This is a genomic window from Vibrio sp. B7 (assembly GCF_963888765.1).
Taxonomy (GTDB): domain Bacteria; phylum Pseudomonadota; class Gammaproteobacteria; order Enterobacterales; family Vibrionaceae; genus Vibrio; species Vibrio anguillarum.
In genome coordinates this window covers 147,795-165,192 of record NZ_CAWPKR010000035.1, presented here as the reverse complement: position 1 = coordinate 165,192, position 17,398 = coordinate 147,795, and the positions used below count along the sequence as shown (strand labels likewise).

Here is a 17,398-nt window from a genome sequence, read left to right as displayed (position 1 = left end):
TACGCTTTAACTATGGTTCATTTGGCTGGCTTAGCAAGGTTCAATCTCTGTTTTTTAACTCATTTTTAACTCAGATCTCGTTTTTAGTAGAGAATCTCTCCATCTTCCAGATATGGAAATCTACATTGCAGCTTTGACGCTATAGTTAATCACTTTGGCGCGTATAATTCTGTAACAAAATATGTTCACATTTTACCAATCGAGGCCCTTTTTTACATGACCAAAAGAGAGAGATTGAAACAGTCACTGCTTGCAAAAGTTCCAAAAGATACGATTAACCAATTTCTCTCTAAGGACAAAACACCACTCTCAATCCTTTTTCTTTCGCTCATTGTCGGTATTCTTGCTGGGATTGTTGGTACTTACTTTGAAGCCGCTGTGCACCTGGTTTCTGAAACACGCACCGAGTGGTTAAAAAGTGAGATTGGTAATATCTTACCCTTGTGGTTGGCCGCTTTTCTTATCAGTGCAGCGTTGGCGTTTATCGGTTATTTTCTTGTGCACCGGTTTGCGCCCGAAGCCGCCGGTTCTGGCATTCCTGAAATTGAAGGCGCGATGGATGGTATGCGCCCCGTTCGTTGGTGGCGAGTACTGCCAGTGAAGTTTTTTGGCGGTATGGGTGCCTTAGGTTCTGGTATGGTTTTGGGACGTGAAGGGCCCACGGTTCAAATGGGGGGAGCCATTGGCCGAATGGTGTCGGATATTTTCCGCATAAAAAATGACGATACCCGCCACTCACTCTTAGCATCTGGCGCAGCTGGAGGCCTAGCTGCCGCATTTAATGCGCCGCTGGCGGGCATCATGTTTGTGATAGAGGAGATGCGCCCGCAGTTTCGCTATACCCTCATTTCAGTACGTGCCGTCATTGTCTCGGCGGTGGCGGCAAATATCGTCTTTCGCGTGATTAATGGCCAACATGCTGTGATCCAAATGCCGCAATATCAAGCACCAGAGCTGGCTTCACTGTGGCTGTTTCTGCTGCTTGGGGGACTGTTTGGTATTTTCGGTGTGCTATTCAACCGTTTAATCACACTATCACAAGATATTTTTGCCAGAATTCATCGCAATGATCGTAAACGATATTTACTCACGGGTTCACTATTGGGAGGCTGTTTTGGCTTAACTTTATTGTATATTCCTGAATTGACTGGGGGTGGCATCTCACTAATCCCTAATATCACCAATGGTGACTACGGTGCCGCTATCTTGCTGCTTTTGTTCATTGGTCGTATTTTTACCACCTTGATCTGCTTTGGTTCTGGTGCTCCGGGCGGGATTTTTGCACCAATGCTGGCATTAGGCACGCTGTTTGGCTACGCCTTTGGCCTGATTGCGCAAGAACTGTTACCACAATTAGCGATTGACCCAGGAATGTTCGCCATTGCAGGCATGGGTGCACTGTTTGCCGCAACGGTTCGCGCACCCATTACAGGTATTTTATTAGTTATTGAAATGACCAATAATTATTATTTAATTTTACCGCTGATTATTACTAGCCTTGGCGCGGTTATTTTCGCTCAATTACTTGGCGGCCAACCCATTTATAGTCAGTTGCTCCATCGCACCTTGAAAAATGCCAAGCTGCAACAACAAGATCTTCCACCAAAAGAGTAATCGTGAGACTCATGAATATTGACTCCGCTGCGAATTGTTATGTCTAAGTAACAAATTAGAAAGTGCGATGTTGCACCACAACTCGATAAACTTGATAATGCGCTCGTTTGCTGGCTGCTAGAAATACATTATTCATTTTCTAGAGCAAATGATGACATGGAGTTTATCGTTGAACTGGAAAAGGTTAATTCAAGTACAAAGCACACCGCCCTCTCAAGCGGCGCTAGCATTAGGTGTGATCAGCCTCGGGCATGCGTGGGCACTTTATATTCCCTCGGTCGGTCTCATTATTCGCCCCTATTTGGCACTGCTCGGTGCATTATTACTGCTGCCTGTCTTGCTAAAATACCTCACCAGCTTCAAGACATTCATGGAGGACATTCGCCACCCTCTTTCAGGTAGCTTGATGGCTCCAATGAGCATGACTTTACTGATCTTAAGTGATTATCTCGCTTTAATTTCACCGCTCATTGCTTATCCTATTTGGTTTACCGCGCTCTTGCTGCACTTCACCATGATGCTGCTTTTCTTCAGTTTTCAGGCCATGAACTTTAAAATCAGCCATATTGTACCAAGCTGGTTTCTTTATCCGGTTGGGTTAATCAGTAGCTCGCTCGCTGGCACGCAATTTGGCCACACTGTCTTTTCAGAAACACTCGTCTCTGTCTGTATCGCTATCTATTTTTTTATGCTGCCGTTAGTGTTATATCGTTTGGTGTTTGCTGGAATGTTACCTAAACGCGCACGCCCAACACTCGCCATTATGGCTGCACCTATTAACCTCACCCTCGCGACGTATTTGGTCAACTTCCCTCATCCTGATCCAATATTAACAGGCGCACTGGCTGGCATTGCCATCACCATGACACTGCTTATTTACCTTTGCTATATCCGTCTGCTCAGGCTCAAGTTTCAACCGTCTATTGCTGCTGTGACCTTCCCTTCTGTCATCAGTGCTATCGCCATGCATCGTTTAACCACCTTCTTTGAAGGACAGTACCCGCAATGGCACTGGTTACATCAATTTGGGTTATTTGAATTGACTATTGCTACTTTCTTAGTCGTTTGGGTTTCTATTGGTTATATAAAAATGTATTGGCCTGAATTATTTGCTAATAAATAAAAACCTAATATTTATCTTTAATTAAAAATTAATTAGGGCTGGATAAGCCTAGGCAATGACGAACAATATAAAAGACACTATACCTTAATTTGCAATAGCAGCCAAAATAATAAAAACTCACTCGTGACAATTTTAAATTAATATTCAATATATCCTTTGTCAGCTGGCATTTAATTAAAAACATATAAAGGATATAACCATGAATTCACGTAAGTGGAAACACGAACTACCGGCTTCTATACAATCTAGAATTGACTATTTTATCAATGATTTGATTAATGCAAATGCTAACGGAAAACATCTAGTCCTAGGGAAAAGGCCAACAAAAAACGACATAGTGTTACAAAGTAATGATTATTTAAGCTTGGCTGATCATCCATTAATTAAAGCACGGCTGAAAAATGCCATCGATAAAACACATGATAGTGTTTTTATGTCCGCTATTTTTCTACAAGATGAAGAGTCTAAACCTTCATTAGAAACGAAATTTGCAGAATTTGTAGGCTTTGATAGTTGCCTTCTTTCTCAATCAGGATGGAATGCTAATACTGCCTTGTTGCAAGCCGTGTGCGGGCCACAAAGTAACGTCTACATTGATTTTTTTGCTCACATGTCAATGTGGGAAGGTGCTCGTTACGCTAATGCCAATATTCACCCATTCATGCACAATAATTGTGATCATTTGCAAAAACTAATCGCTCGACACGGCCCAGGGCTCATTGTGGTTGATTCGATTTACAGCACTATAGGTACGATTGCACCACTCACCGATTTGGTCACTATCGCCAAAGAGTATGGATGCGCCATTTTAGTTGATGAGTCGCATTCACTTGGCACACATGGCGAAAAAGGTGCAGGACTTGTCAGTGAATTAGGGTTAACAGCAGAGGTTGACTTTATTACAGCTAGCCTTGCGAAAACGTTCGCGTATCGCGCTGGCGCTATTTGGGCGAATAATAATGTGAATCACTGTATCCCTTTTGTGGGTTATCCCGCTATTTTTAGTTCAACTATTTTGCCTTATGAAGTCGAAGCGTTAGAAGCGACATTGGACATTATCAAATCAGCCGATTCTAAAAGAACTCAGTTGCACCGCAATGCACACACACTGCGTCGTGGACTAAATAGTATAGGGCTAAGCGTACGAAGTGAGTCCCAAATCATAGCGCTAGAAACCGGAGATGAACGAAATACAGAAAAAGTTCGTGATTATTTAGAAGAGAATCAAATATTTGGTGCTGTTTTTTGCAGGCCTGCCACTTCAAAGAATAAAAACATTATTCGGCTTTCGTTAAATAGTAATGTCACTGACTCACAAATTGACACCATATTAACCGTGTGTGAAAGGGCCCAAAATGATAGCAGTCTCTATTTCAAGTAAGTCACGCATCGACATACTAAACCAATGGTGCAATCTCAAATAAGAAGGATAAGGTAAGGAATAACCCTAGGGTTCACCTAGGGTTATTAAATCCAGTGACTTAATTTTTTTAACAATAGCGTTTTATCCGCTGGTTTTAAAACGTAATCATTCATTCCTGATGTACGGATTTTTTCTATCGTTGAAGGGCTATTGTCACCCGTATGCCCAATAATAGGCACTTTACTGTAAGAAGCGGTGGATGAACGGATAGATAAAGTGGCCGAAATACCATCCATAATCGGCATTTCAATATCCATTAACACCAAGTCAATTGAATTATTGGCCAACATTTGTAATGCTAATTCCCCATCGCTCGCTTGCAGTACTTCATACCCTTGCTTTTCTAGCAGCAGAGCGGTGAAGCTACGTAAGGAGTGGTTATCATCGACCAACAAAATTCGTTTTTCATAATCATATTGTTTTAACGGGATAACATTTTTATCGGCAATAAGCTCTTCCGTTTCAAAGAGTAGTTCATCAATAATCGCCGATCCATCCAATAACAATTTGTGCTTTTCAATTGGGTAAATGGTTAAATGACGCTCCATCGTCAGCGCGTAACGCTGATTTTGGTCATATAAATAGCAAACTTTTGCTTGTGTAAAATGCAGTTTAGGTTCCAGTTTGGTTAAGTAATCCGGCGTTTCATCCAACGTTTGCAGATCCACAAAGATCAGATCAAACTCAAATTCAAACTCTTCTCGACGCAAAGCACTCTCAGGCTCTAAGACATTAAGCTGGAAACCAAGATAGAACGATTTCTCACTGAGATAACGATTCACTATGCTCGTTTTGCCAATATAAAGCAGAGATTTCGCCTTCATTAGATCAAGTTTAATATTAGCAACGGCTTGCGAATCATACTCGGGAAACGTTAAGGTAAACTCCGTCCACTCTCCAAGTTCAGAACGGCAGATAATATCCCCTCCAAAAGCATGCATTACTTTACGGCAAAAGGGTAACCCCAGACCATAGCTACCATTTTTACCGAAGGTATAAAAGTCTTTAAAAATATCGTCCAGCAAATGAGGTTCAATACCAACACCATTGTCTTTCACTGTAATTTGGTGGCAATTCTCACTTGATTTCAAGGTGATATGGATATTAAACATATCGTTATTTTGATAGTAGAACGCATTCTTGAGTAGATTGTAGAGCACGTATTTTAACAGTGTACTGCTGCCTAAAAAATCAAAGTCATCCACCACCTTAAGAGTCACTGCCTGCCTGTCTTCTGGTCTTTTATAAGAAAAACTGCGCAGTGCCTCTTCTATAACAGGCTTTACAGCATGCTTTTTAAAGGTCGATGTTGAGACCCTATTTTGATCAATCGAGGTTAACAGCAAATCAATGGTCTCATTACCGGAGCGAATGACTTCATCAGCATCTCTTAATAGCCCAGCAATCAGCTCTAAATCTTTAGACGGTAGCGTATAAGATTCTGATTTGGATGCCGTAGGATTGGGCAATACTGAACCCATTACTTCAATTGACGCTTTTAACGCACTTAATGGATTTCTCATTTCATGCGCAATCCCTGCGCCAAAAGACTTGGCAATCGACACCTTCGCTTCATGTTCAATTTGGTTACGAAAATAGAACAGGTTGCCAAAAATGTAAGTAAATAGAAAAATCGGTACATACGGCCATTCCACCATCACTCGCAATTCCGCGTCCATTACGCCATAAGTCACAAAGTAAGCACATGCTAATGCAATGGCGGCTTGAATCAGCATGACTTTTGTTTCGTGGACTAAGAGGATATGGAGGAAAATAGACGCCATGAACGACATCGCCCAGATCGTTGACCAATCGTTCATCAGCATCATGTAGCCAAAGAAGAATGGCAAACAAAATCCTATTGAAAACAAGTAATAGTAAGGTAAGTAGTGCTGTAAATGTTTCGGCGTTGAATTACGAAAAATAATCCCCGCAAATAAAATGGCGCAAATCGCCCGTAACTCCATACTTTCATAAGGTTGTGGAAAGAGATAAGTCCACACGTAATAATAAAGGGGAAAACCAATGAACCCCATCCATCCCACAAGGGTGAGGTTCGGCTCAGCGTACTGGTATATTTTTTTTACTACGTCCATGCAACCTTACCAAACTGATACATTCATTTTTATAATCATCATCATGCATAACCTGATCTTTTTAAACGTCGAAGTGAGTCACACTCGCCACGCTATGCTTATTAATAACTAGCACAAGATAACCTACATTCCCATTCATTATGCAACAAGTCTTATTGAGCTGCCGTTATTTCTCGCCACATCGACATCAATGCGTAAGGCTATTTGCTCTTTCAGCTCGCTCACGTGAGAAATGATGCCGATCGTTCGGCCTCCTTGTTGTAAGTCGACAAGGGTTTGAATCGCCAAGTCCAATGACTCAGGATCTAAACTGCCAAAACCTTCATCGATGAACAGTGTATCCAGTTTAATACCGCCGCTGTATGATTGCACCACATCCGATAACCCCAGCGCTAATGACAACGCCGCCATAAAAGATTCACCACCTGACAAGGTCGCCACATCTCGCCATTTTCCGGTGTAGCCATCTTCGACCATCAGATCAAGCCCTGAACCCACATTACCTTTGGCGCGATCTTCTTTACGCTTGAGCAGGTAACGCCCCTTACTCATGATCTGCAGCCTCATTGAGGCTTGGATCAGCACATCATCTAACAGCACGCCAAGAACAAAGCGATGCAAACTCACTTTGGCGCCTGTTTTGCCGTTGGCGATATCGCTCAAAGTCCCAAATACTTGATACTCTTGCTCTAAGGCTTCATTTTTTATATGTAAAATAGCGATTTTTTCTTTCACACTGGTTAAGGCATCCATTTTAGACCGTAACGTGCTCCATTGATCCAGTGCGCTTTGCTGTAACATGGCTACAGCCTCGACCGCGCTTGCATACTCAGCAAGATTGGGCTCACTTTTTTCACTCAGCTCACTGGCTAATGTTTGAAGCTGGGCGTTTAACGTCGTACTTCTTTCGTCAAATTGTTTGATCTGCTTTTCAAGCTGCTCGATCTGCTGCGAAGATAAACGCGCCTGTAAATAGTGCTCAGTATCGTCGAACTGGCTCTCAATCAGCGCACTGTGCCACTGCTGCTGTGACTGCGTAAACGCATTTTGCCAATGAATCTGGTGTTCGACCGCCGCCGCCAACGCCGCTTTCGCACCAGAAAAATCAGCGTTCGCTTGATTGAAGCGCGCTTTAGTTTCCGCATCTAAATGGTTGAGATTGGCCAATTGCAGCTCTAACTGGGTTAAAGATTCGTTCAAATGCAAACTGTCTTGATACGACTCCGGGATCCCTTGGCTTAAGGCAGAAACTTCGGTCTGCTCTTTGGCAACCGTCAGGGTGGCCTGTTCGACTTTATGCTGCTGCGTTTCAGCATTTTGCTTAGCTTGTGCTAACTGCAGTTCTAATTTTGCCAATTGTTGAGCTAATTGCTCTGGATTGAGCGATTCAAGATGAGCAATGGAATGTTCAAGATCGCTTTGAGCTTGCTGCAGTTGTACTAAACTTTGCGTATTTCCAGATAATGACTCCCTCAAACTTGCCATCTCTTGCTCAAGCCGTGCGTATTTGGTCGCTCGTTGCTGTTGCTGTTTTAGCGTTTCTTGCTCTGTGGCCAGTTTGTTTTGCTGTATCGCTCTCGCCTGCTGCACTTGCGCCTTAGTCACCGTTTCTCCGGTATAACGCGCTAATTTAGGATGATCGCAACTGCCACACACCGGGCACTCGTCGCCTTGATCCAAGGTTCGAGCCAGCTCGGCGGCTTGGTTGGTGTGCCAAATCAGCTCTAATTTATCGGCTTGCTGTTTCGCGTCCAATGTCGCGCGCTGCGCCAACTCAAACTGCTGCTGACTATAGCTCAGTGCAGCTTGCTCTGTGACTAAACGCTGTTCAAGCTGCTGCAGCTTTAATAAGCGATCAATCTGCTGTTTGATGGTTTCAAGCTCTAAGCGCTGGCCTTTTAACTCAGCCAACTGCTGGCTAACTCTTTCGCACTCTTGACGCTTAAGCATAATTTGCTGCTCAAACTGCTCAACAGCGGTGCGCAAGTTGTGGCGATTTTGCGTCGCGAGCTCCACTTCACGTAAGGCTTGTTGCAGCGCTTTTTGATGATGCTCCCGTTCAACAAGCTTAGTTTTGATTAGGTTTAAGTCATAAATTTGTTGCATCAGATTCGGCACTATTTTGACTTTTTCTGCCGCGTCTTCTTGAGCCGCTTTAGCTTGTTGCCACTGCTGTTGTGACTGTGTAAGCGCTTGTTCTTTTTCGACTTTTGCTTGGTTGGCCGCTTCTAACTGACGTTGTGACGATTGTAATTCGTAATAGGGTGAATCTAAGCGCGTAGCTTGCAAGGCTTGATGCCTTTGAGCTTTTACCGCATCGATGACTGACGATTGTGCATCGTGATCGGCTTTAAGTTGCACGAGTTGACGCTGCTCTTGAAATTGTTTAGCAAGGGTTTGCGCCGCCTTTTGCTCGCTGCTCGCTGCATCAAACCTTTGCTGGGCATCTAGGTACGCTGCGTGAGCGGCCGTCAATTGCGGTGACAGCTCAGCAATGCACGTTTCAAGGTGTGGCTCGCTAGTTGCGTTCACGACGTCCAATGCGCCTTTAATTTGGTGATCAAATTCTTCTTTCGCTTTGCGGATCCCCGCCGCTTTCTCAAACAGCGCTCGTTCAATTTGGCTATAAATGTGAGTTTGAAACAACTGACCAAAGATTTGCTCCCGCTCTTTGGAGTTGGCAGTCAGTAATTCACGAAATTTCCCTTGGGGGATGACCATCACTTGGCGAAACTGTTTTACATCTAAACCGATCAATTCCACCATTGCTTTACCGACGGGATTGGGTTTGTTAGCAAGCAATTTCATTTCGCCATCGACCCATTCAAACAAGCTCGCGGCATGGGATTTTTTTGTTGAGCCTTCACCGCGTTTTTTCGGCACTTCTTGGTCGGGCGAGCGATCAACTTGGTAGATTCGCCCGCCAAGCTCAAACTGGTAGCTGATTTCGGTGAGCGTGTGCGGGGCCGCGTAGTCGCAGCGCATTTGATCACCAGTACGCTCACTGCCTGTCGTTTCACCATACAAAGCGTAGCAAATGGCATCGAGCAGTGAACTTTTGCCCGCTCCGGTTGGACCATTAATCAAAAATAGCGGTGAGGCTCCCAAGGCGGTAAAATCCACCACTTCTTTATGAGCAAAGGGGCCAAATGCTTGCAGGGTCAATTGTATTGGACGCATTAGGCTTGGGCCCCCGGCTTTAGGGCTTGAATGACGTCGATCACCGCTTGCTCTTGCGCTGCGGTTAACGCTTCTTGCTTAGCTTCTAAGAAAAAATCGCGGAACATATCCACCTCACCGCGTGCCAAACGTGCACGCCCCATTGTTTGATCAACTCCCACCAACATGCCCGGTTTTTCTAAATGCAGTACGTTGGGGTAGGATTGACGCAGTTTTTCCATCGGGTCCAGTATCGCGTGTTTGTCGGTAAGACGAACTAACAGATAATCGTGGTTGTGTGGGTCTGTTTTGCCTTGCTCGATGATCTCCAGCAACTCACCTTCAATAATACGCATGCTATGAGGAGCAGTCAGTGGCACATGCGTGGCGCTGGCAAAACCTTGTTCATCAAATTCAACCAAGGTCGCTCCTTTCTTGTGGTGCTGCTCTGAAAAGCTGTATTTCATTAGAGAGCCAGAGTAACGGATATACTCTTCCCCCTTTTTCTGCGGTTGGTGCAGATGGCCGAGCGCAACATAATCAAAAGGTACAAAGTGTTGATGACTGACACGATCAGAGCCGCCAATGGACAAAGGACGTTCAGAGTCAGATTCGATAGCGCCATCAACAAAGCAGTGGCCAATCATAACGTGACGTTGTGACGGATTCCACTGCGATATAATCTTCTCAATAAGGTATTGATGGGCTTCATCATGACTGGTTACAGCCTCTCCAAAGTAGTGGCGAACGACTTCAGGGTCGTTATAAGGCATACCATAAAATGCCACTTCACCAGCAATGGCTGATTTTAGTACCACAGGCTGCATCATCTGTTCAAAATTGCTAATAATGTGCAAGCCCGAGTGTTGCATCTGCTTGGCCGCAAAGCCTAAACGCTTCGCCCCGTCGTGGTTACCGGGGATCATAATTAAGGGGATGGAAAGCTCGTTGCACACGCGGTTGACTATATCATCCATCAATTCAATGGCTGCAGTCGGTGGAACTGAACGATCGTAGATATCTCCGGCGACGATTAAAGCATCCACCCGATTGCACTGTAGATACACAATCAAGTGATTGAGTACTGCGCGCTGATCATCCAATAAAGAAACGTTGTGAAATTGTCGACCGAGATGCCAGTCAGAGGTGTGAAGAAACTTCATTCCAACCCTAAAGATAGCGAAAATCAAAGTGCTTCATAATACGCGATTAACCAAGAAAAGCGACGTAAGATCGAGAAAAACAGAGCTTAGGCTACGTGAATTTTCTTGATGACTTTATAAAAATTAAGCTAAAAAGTGACCATCAATGGATACGAACTTTCAGTTTACGAGGCACCAATTCGATCCCAGCTTGATAACGTTTTGCCGAAGCGTTGAGGGCCAAAGCAAGTGCGCTGTCGGCAATCAGCTCAAACTGCTGCGGCAACGAGTTGATTTTAATCGGCAAGAAATCAAGTAAACGGTTATCACCAAATGTCGATAACTTCACACGATTCATCAAGCTTGGGTTTTCAAACAGTACATCTAAGATCCCTTCAAGCAGGGTGTAGGAAGTCGCGACGATCGCATCTGGCATACTGTTATTGGCGATCCATTCATTCACCACTCGTTTGCCCTCTTCTCGATTAAAGTGCGCGCCATAACCGATGACACTGTGCAGATTTTTCGCTCTCAGCGCTGATTCAAACCCCAACTGGCGTTCTTGCGAAATATTGAGCTCTGGTAATGCACCGACTAAGCCGACGGTTTTGATCTCCGGCGTTAATAAAGAATGCGTCAATTCAAACGCGGCGTTGAAATCTTCACTGATCACACAGGCAAAAAATTCATCATCTAACGGGCGGTCAATCGCAATAACCGGAGTGCCTGAATGTTGCAACTTGAGATAAAACTCACTGGCGTTAGGAATCGCGCTGGCGACAAATAGCGCATCGATGCGGCGTGAGACTAAGGCATCCACCACCGACATTTCGGTATGCGGATCATCGTCCGAACAGGCGATGAGAATTTGGTAACCCGCTTGGCGAGAGTTCTGTTCTAACAATTTAGCAAGACGCGCGTAACTGGTGTTCTCAAGATCAGGGATGATGAGCCCAAAAGAGCGGCTATTTCCTGCTCGCAAAGCAGAAGCGGCGTGATCGGGACGGTAATTATGAGCATCCACCACGGCCATCACTTTCTGCTGGGTTTTTTCACTAATGCGGTACTTCTGCGCTTTGCCATTGATTACATAACTGGCGGTGGTTTTAGAGACTCCCGCTAACTTCGCTATCTCATCTAGTGTCATATCAACCACTCTTGTTCTGTGCGTCGGATCATAGAACTCATTTTTTGATCCTTGATGAAGTTGAATTATACGCTGAATCGATTCAGTATAAAAGCTGAAAGGATTCAGCAAAATTACAAAATGATAACTAAGGCTACATTTGACCATCACTTCATCGATGTAAAGATGACCAAATGTGAGTGTTATAAAAATGAGCAGTGCGAGTAATAAGTTGAACAGCGCCATTTTTCGTCAAAAATAGGTTTGCTGAATTTTTTTGGGAAAAAAGCTGAAACGATTCAGCTTGAATAAGTCATATTAATAAACTATCACTTAGGTGAAATCTATACTTAAAAGTGATAACGAATTAAGCCGTAAGGCAAAGAGGCCAAAATGCTGCAACTCAATTCCAACAATATTACTTTGGGCCAATCACCCACGAACAAGCAAGAGGCGATTCGAGCTATCGCAGCGGATCTAACCAACAAAGGGTTCGTCGAAGCAGGTTATGTCGATGGCATGCTTAACCGTGAAGCTCAGAATTCGACCTTTCTTGGTAATGGTATCGCGATCCCACACGGTACAACCGATACACGTCAACTGGTTAAGCAAACGGGTGTTGCTGTTCACCACTTCCCCAACGGCGTTGACTGGGGTAACAACGCAACCGTTTATGTCGCGATTGGTATTGCAGCGAAATCCGATGAACATTTGGGCATTCTGAAGCAACTGACGCAAGTGTTGTCCGCCGATGGCGTTGAAGAGAAACTGAAACAAGCGTCCAGTGCCAATGATGTCATTGCACTCCTCAATGGCGAAGTGCAATTTGAGCCTGATTTTGATGCTTCGTTGATCCAACTGCTTTTCCCTGCCAGTGATATGGTACAAATGAGCGCCGTCGCTGGCGGTTTGCTACGCAATACTGGCTGTGCTGACAATGAATTTGTTGCCGAACTGGTCACGAAAGAGCCAACCCACCTAGGCAAGGGATTGTGGTTAATCAGCAGTGACAAAGCGGTCAAACGCACGGGCATTTCGTTTGTGTCAACCGCCAATGCGTGTGAATACAATCAACTCAACGTCAAAGCCTTGATCGCGATTGCCGCTTGTAATAATGCCCACCAAAACATTCTGGATAAGCTCACGCAGCTTGTGCTTCAGCAGCAGCAAGAAACCTTACTCAATGCGAATGCTGCCCAATTATTGGCTTTCTTCAGCAATGACAATGAACAAGCTCCGGCAAAAGATGAGAGCGCAGCAAGCAAGGTTGCGGTATTTAAAATCAAAAACGCACATGGTCTGCACGCTCGTCCAGGAGCGATGTTGGTGGCCGAAGCGAAGAAATTTGAAGCCAATATCAAAGTGTCTAACTTAGATGGCGACGGAAAAACAGCCAACGCGAAAAGCCTGATGAAAGTCATTGCGCTGGGCGTAAAACATGGCCACCAGCTTCAGTTTTCAGCTGAGGGGCCAGACGCCGAGCAAGCATTAGAATCGATCGGTAAAGCGATTGCTTCTGGTCTAGGTGAAGGGTGAGGATTAAGTCATGACAAATAAAGTCGTCACTATCACGCTCAACCCAGCGCTTGATTTAACAGGTAGCTTGGATGTGCTGAATGTTGGCTCAGTGAGCCTAGTCAAACAAGGTTCACTTCACGCCGCAGGTAAAGGGGTTAATGTTGCGAAAGTACTGAGCGATCTCGGTGCAAAGGTGACTGTGACCGGATTTCTTGGCCGTGATAACCAAGAGTTGTTCTGTCAGCTATTTGATCAAATGGCCGCAATTGATGAGTTTGTTCGTGTTGATGGTGCAACCCGTATTAACGTGAAATTGGTGGAGAAATCGGGCGAAGTGAGCGACATCAATTTCCCCGGAGTTGAAGTGACGCCGCTTGCCATTGAGCAGTTCGAACGCACTCTCGAGAGATTAGCCGCTGATCACGACTATTTTGTGCTCGCTGGTAGCTTGCCACAGGGCATCTCCCCAGCATTATGTGCTTCGTGGATCGAAAAACTGCACTTCATGGGTAAAAAAGTGCTGTTTGATAGTAGTCGTGATGCCCTCAAAGCGGGTCTTGACGCAAAGCCTTGGTTGATTAAACCAAACGATGAAGAGCTTTCTCAATTTGTGGGGCGTGAACTACACACTCCTGAGCAATGCCAAGCTGCCGCCGCGCAACTGGCCGAAAAAGGCATTGAAAATATCGTGGTGTCGATGGGAGCAAATGGCGTGATGTGGTTGAACCAACATCAATGGCTTCATGCAAAACCACCACGTATGCAGGTCGTTAGCACTGTTGGCGCAGGCGATACTTTAGTCGCGGGCCTTTGCTGGGGACACATGCAGCAGATGGAAAAAACAGAACTGCTTACTTTTGCCACTGCCCTCTCTGCGTTAGCTGTTACGCAAGTCGGCGTGGGTATGTCAAACCGAAAACAACTCGAAACCCTACAACAACAAATCCAATTACAACCCGTTAGCTTAAGCGCTAACTCATAAGGACAGAAGGTCGTAACTATGAAGATTGCTATTATTACCGCATGCCCCAGTGGCGTTGCAAACAGCATCATTGCTGCCGGGCTGCTTGAACAAGCGGCAAAATCGCTCAATTGGACCGCTGTGGTTGAATGTCATTCCAGCATCATTCAAGGCCATACGCTCTCTAGCAGTGAAATCGACAACGCAGATGTGGTGGTTATTGCTCGTAATACACCAATAGATACCACCCGCTTTATCGGCAAAAAAGTGTACCAAAGTGACATTTCAGCCTGCACGTCTGATCCCGTTACTTTTTTAAACAGCGCGATAAGTGCAGCGACTATCCTAACTGAGCAAGAGGCAAAAACGGTGTCTGCGCCAGTCGTAACGCAAGCTGCTAAAAAAATCGTGGCTATCACCGCTTGTCCAACGGGTGTTGCACACACCTTTATGGCGGCAGAAGCGCTAGAAAACCATGCAAAACGCCTTGGCCACCAGATCAAAGTAGAAACACGTGGTTCTGTGGGCGCGAAAAACCAACTCACGGCACAAGAGATTGCTGATGCGGATTTGGTGATCATTGCGGCCGATATCGAAGTGCCACTCGATCGTTTCAACGGCAAAAAACTGTACAAAACCAGTACTGGCCTTGCACTGAAAAAAACCGAGCAAGAGATCACCAACGCGTTTAACCAAGCGTCTATTTATACGCAATCGTCAGCGTCTAATAATAATCAAACCGAAGAGAAAAAAGGGGTGTACAAGCACCTGATGACTGGGGTATCTCACATGCTTCCTGTCGTAGTCGCGGGTGGTTTGATCATCGCACTCTCTTTTGTGTTTGGTATTGAAGCGTTTAAAGAGCAAGGCACATTGGCGGCAGCGCTGATGACCATTGGTGGCGGTTCAGCCTTTGCATTAATGATCCCTGTCATGGCGGGTTTTATTGCGTTCTCGATTGCTGACCGTCCGGGGCTTGCTCCTGGTTTGATTGGCGGGATGCTGGCAAGCTCTACCGGAGCCGGTTTTCTTGGCGGTATTGTGGCCGGTTTCATTGCAGGTTACGCTGCTAAATTCATTGCAGATAAAGTCTCCTTACCTCAATCGATGGAAGCGCTAAAACCAATCCTCATCATTCCATTTGTGGCGAGTCTCTTTACTGGCTTGGTGATGATTTATATCGTCGGTGGCCCTGTATCGAGCATCATGGCTGCAATGACTGAGTTCTTAAACAACATGGGCTCAGCCAACGCCGTACTTCTGGGTGTAATCCTAGGCGCGATGATGTGCTTTGACTTAGGTGGGCCGATTAATAAAGCAGCGTATACCTTTGGTGTTGGTCTACTTGCTTCGCAAACTTACGCACCAATGGCCGCTATTATGGCTGCGGGTATGGTGCCAGCGTTAGGTATGGGCCTTGCGACTTTCCTTGCCAGAGACAAATTCGAAGCCGGTGAACGTGAAGCGGGTAAAGCCTCATTTGTACTAGGTTTATGCTTTATCTCTGAAGGGGCAATTCCATTTGCAGCGAAAGATCCAATGCGCGTTATCCCAGCTTGTATGGCAGGCGGCGCGTTAACGGGTGCACTGTCTATGTTGTTTGGCGCGAAATTAATGGCTCCGCACGGCGGCTTATTTGTCCTACTGATACCAAATGCGATTACACCTGTACTGATGTACCTAATCGCGATTGCGGCTGGTACGGCGGTGACTGGCTTTGGTTACGCCTTCCTTAAAAACCGCGCAAAAGCGAGCGAGAGCTCAACCGCGGCAGCAATATAATTTGCATCATTAATATCTAACCATCATGAGTGAGCAGCAGCGCTGCTCACTTTTTCACGCTTTTCCAGGGCTAAAATTCCTTTACACGCACCGCTGACACGCCGCATACTCACCCTCAGTTTAAGTAGCCTCGCGATAGTTATGATCCAGTCATTGATGTTTGCCTTCTTGTTTAGCTTATTGAGCCTGTTCTCCTCGCTCAACCTCAATGCTACACAAAGCTTTTCGGCGAGTGAGTCTACGACAATCCAGCATGTTCGTTTTTCCAGTCATCTATTTTTTGTTGATCGTGATGCAGCGATATTAACCACAAGGCATGAAACGCCACGAGTCAGTGGGCTTCGGTTAATCTCAGATGACGACGAAAAGACGAGCGCAGAAACTACCCTACTTTCTTACATTCTCAGTACCACTGCGTTTGTCGTCATTTGTTCTCTGTATATAGGTCAATCAACTCACGTTTTTGTGCGTAAAGCACTGCAATTTTCCAACCTGTATTCACGCTTCGCCCACGCTTAACACCTTTTTCAATCGGACCAATTATTACTATTTACTGATTGAGGAAGCTTGTTATGAATACTTTTTTGTCTATTTTCTCTGCCTTATGGCATCAAGATCTGTTTGCGCTACAACAGGTCGATCTGTCGTTACTTTACCTCTGCATTGGGTTACTTATCTTCGTTGAAAGTGCATTTATTCCAGCAGCGCCACTGCCTTGCGATAGTGTGATTGTACTGTGTGGTAGCCTTGCGGCCGTTGGGGTACTCAACCTTTATGCCATTATTGGCGTGCTGGTTTTTGCTGGTTGGCTGGGCAGTGCGATCGCCTTTTATCAAGGCCACCAACTTAAAGAGTGGCGATTAGTCTCAACTTGGCTCAACAAAGTCTCAGAAAAACAGTGGCGCACTACCGATAACTTGATCCAAAGGTATGGGCTACTGGCCATGTTCATGGGGCGCTTTCTGCCGGTAGTTCGTTCTTTGCTGCCTATGGTAATGGGGCTGCGTAATGCAGTAACACCAACACGCTTCCTGCTCGTCTCACCACTGAGCGCGCTGGCGTGGATTCTGTTTTTGGTCGGCTCAGGCTTAGGTATTTCTCTTTTGCCCGATAAGCTTGCCAAAATAGCCAATCATGCGTTGATATTAGCACCACTGATGACACTGTTGATCGCTATCTCAACGGTACTGGTGGGTTGGTTAATGCGTAAACGTTCACTGCAAAAAGCCCCTCGTATCAGTGAAGAAAGCCAGTAGATCACCGAACTAATCTCTCAGCAGTGTGAAGCTAATGCTTCCACTGTTGAAGAAATTAGCCAGCCTCTCTGTTTTATGGTGCTAGCTGACGTGTTAGAGATATCCAATACAAAGGTGGGTAAACTATTCAAAACCTAACACTACCGTTACACAATGTAATTAATAACATTCATTGTTACGAAAAAATTGAAACTTCTT

The 17,398-nt window shown here is 45.2% G+C and carries 12 protein-coding genes; 8 read left to right on the top strand and 4 right to left on the bottom strand.

Translation table 11 applies throughout. The annotated features are described in order from the left end of the window. Nucleotides 1-216 precede the first annotated feature (216 nt). From clcA to cqsA, 3 genes are all read left to right on the top strand, one after another. On the top strand, nt 217-1,614 hold the full coding sequence (gene clcA, locus AACV32_RS11715; protein WP_013868492.1) for a H(+)/Cl(-) exchange transporter ClcA: 1,398 nt from the start codon (nt 217-219) through the stop codon (nt 1,612-1,614). Nucleotides 1,615-1,762: 148 nt separating this feature from the next. Beyond that, nucleotides 1,763-2,737: a TDT family transporter gene (locus AACV32_RS11710; protein WP_013868491.1), complete on the top strand. Its 975-nt coding sequence runs from the start codon at nt 1,763-1,765 to the stop codon at nt 2,735-2,737. A 199-nt stretch (nt 2,738-2,936) separates the two neighbouring features. Continuing rightward, on the top strand, nt 2,937-4,118 hold the full coding sequence (cqsA, locus tag AACV32_RS11705; protein WP_017050024.1) for an alpha-hydroxyketone-type quorum-sensing autoinducer synthase: 1,182 nt from the start codon (nt 2,937-2,939) through the stop codon (nt 4,116-4,118). 86 nt (nt 4,119-4,204) lie between these two features. Here cqsA and AACV32_RS11700 read toward each other — a convergent pair whose 3' ends face one another. From AACV32_RS11700 to cra, 4 genes are all read right to left on the bottom strand, one after another. Then, complete coding sequence (locus AACV32_RS11700; RefSeq protein WP_013868489.1) at nt 4,205-6,256, bottom strand: ATP-binding response regulator; 2,052 nt, start codon at nt 6,254-6,256, stop codon at nt 4,205-4,207. A 138-nt stretch (nt 6,257-6,394) separates the two neighbouring features. Next, nucleotides 6,395-9,436: an SbcC/MukB-like Walker B domain-containing protein gene (locus tag AACV32_RS11695; RefSeq protein ID WP_170895132.1), complete on the bottom strand. Its 3,042-nt coding sequence runs from the start codon at nt 9,434-9,436 to the stop codon at nt 6,395-6,397. Beyond that, a complete protein-coding gene (locus AACV32_RS11690) occupies nt 9,436-10,578 on the bottom strand; it encodes an exonuclease SbcCD subunit D (RefSeq protein ID WP_170895133.1) in 1,143 nt (380 codons plus the stop codon). Before AACV32_RS11690 ends, AACV32_RS11695 begins: the two co-directional genes overlap by 1 nt. 142 nt (nt 10,579-10,720) lie before the next feature. Continuing rightward, a complete protein-coding gene (gene cra, locus AACV32_RS11685) occupies nt 10,721-11,851 on the bottom strand; it encodes a catabolite repressor/activator (RefSeq protein WP_170895184.1) in 1,131 nt (376 codons plus the stop codon). 225 nt (nt 11,852-12,076) lie between these two features. Here cra and fruB point away from each other — a divergent pair, with 225 nt between their 5' ends. The 5 genes from fruB to AACV32_RS11660 all read left to right on the top strand — a co-directional run bounded on the left by fruB (nt 12,077) and on the right by AACV32_RS11660 (nt 17,200). After that, on the top strand, nt 12,077-13,219 hold the full coding sequence (gene fruB, locus AACV32_RS11680) for a fused PTS fructose transporter subunit IIA/HPr protein (RefSeq protein WP_017050020.1): 1,143 nt from the start codon (nt 12,077-12,079) through the stop codon (nt 13,217-13,219). Between the two features lie 10 nt (nt 13,220-13,229). Beyond that, on the top strand, nt 13,230-14,183 hold the full coding sequence (gene pfkB, locus AACV32_RS11675; protein ID WP_017050019.1) for a 1-phosphofructokinase: 954 nt from the start codon (nt 13,230-13,232) through the stop codon (nt 14,181-14,183). Between the two features lie 18 nt (nt 14,184-14,201). Beyond that, nucleotides 14,202-15,944: a PTS fructose transporter subunit IIBC gene (fruA, locus tag AACV32_RS11670; RefSeq protein WP_017050018.1), complete on the top strand. Its 1,743-nt coding sequence runs from the start codon at nt 14,202-14,204 to the stop codon at nt 15,942-15,944. Nucleotides 15,945-16,085: 141 nt separating this feature from the next. Further along, nucleotides 16,086-16,463: a hypothetical protein gene (locus AACV32_RS11665; RefSeq protein WP_231140440.1), complete on the top strand. Its 378-nt coding sequence runs from the start codon at nt 16,086-16,088 to the stop codon at nt 16,461-16,463. Between the two features lie 53 nt (nt 16,464-16,516). Next, entirely contained in the window at nt 16,517-17,200 is a 684-nt protein-coding gene (locus AACV32_RS11660) for a DedA family protein (RefSeq protein ID WP_026028609.1), read from the top strand. The last annotated feature ends 198 nt before the right edge of the window (nt 17,201-17,398 follow it).

Bases quoted from the DNA above. Each gene is read 5' to 3' on its own strand.
- clcA (WP_013868492.1), top strand. From the start codon at position 217: ATGACCAAAAGAGAGAGATTGAAACAGTCACTGCTTGCAAAAGTTCCA.
- AACV32_RS11710 (WP_013868491.1), top strand. From the start codon at position 1,763: ATGATGACATGGAGTTTATCGTTGAACTGGAAAAGGTTAATTCAAGTA.
- cqsA (WP_017050024.1), top strand. From the start codon at position 2,937: ATGAATTCACGTAAGTGGAAACACGAACTACCGGCTTCTATACAATCT.
- AACV32_RS11700 (WP_013868489.1), bottom strand. From the start codon at position 6,256: ATGGACGTAGTAAAAAAAATATACCAGTACGCTGAGCCGAACCTCACC.
- AACV32_RS11695 (WP_170895132.1), bottom strand. From the start codon at position 9,436: ATGCGTCCAATACAATTGACCCTGCAAGCATTTGGCCCCTTTGCTCAT.
- AACV32_RS11690 (WP_170895133.1), bottom strand. From the start codon at position 10,578: ATGAAGTTTCTTCACACCTCTGACTGGCATCTCGGTCGACAATTTCAC.
- cra (WP_170895184.1), bottom strand. From the start codon at position 11,851: ATGGTCAAATGTAGCCTTAGTTATCATTTTGTAATTTTGCTGAATCCT.
- fruB (WP_017050020.1), top strand. From the start codon at position 12,077: ATGCTGCAACTCAATTCCAACAATATTACTTTGGGCCAATCACCCACG.
- pfkB (WP_017050019.1), top strand. From the start codon at position 13,230: ATGACAAATAAAGTCGTCACTATCACGCTCAACCCAGCGCTTGATTTA.
- fruA (WP_017050018.1), top strand. From the start codon at position 14,202: ATGAAGATTGCTATTATTACCGCATGCCCCAGTGGCGTTGCAAACAGC.
- AACV32_RS11665 (WP_231140440.1), top strand. From the start codon at position 16,086: ATGATCCAGTCATTGATGTTTGCCTTCTTGTTTAGCTTATTGAGCCTG.
- AACV32_RS11660 (WP_026028609.1), top strand. From the start codon at position 16,517: ATGAATACTTTTTTGTCTATTTTCTCTGCCTTATGGCATCAAGATCTG.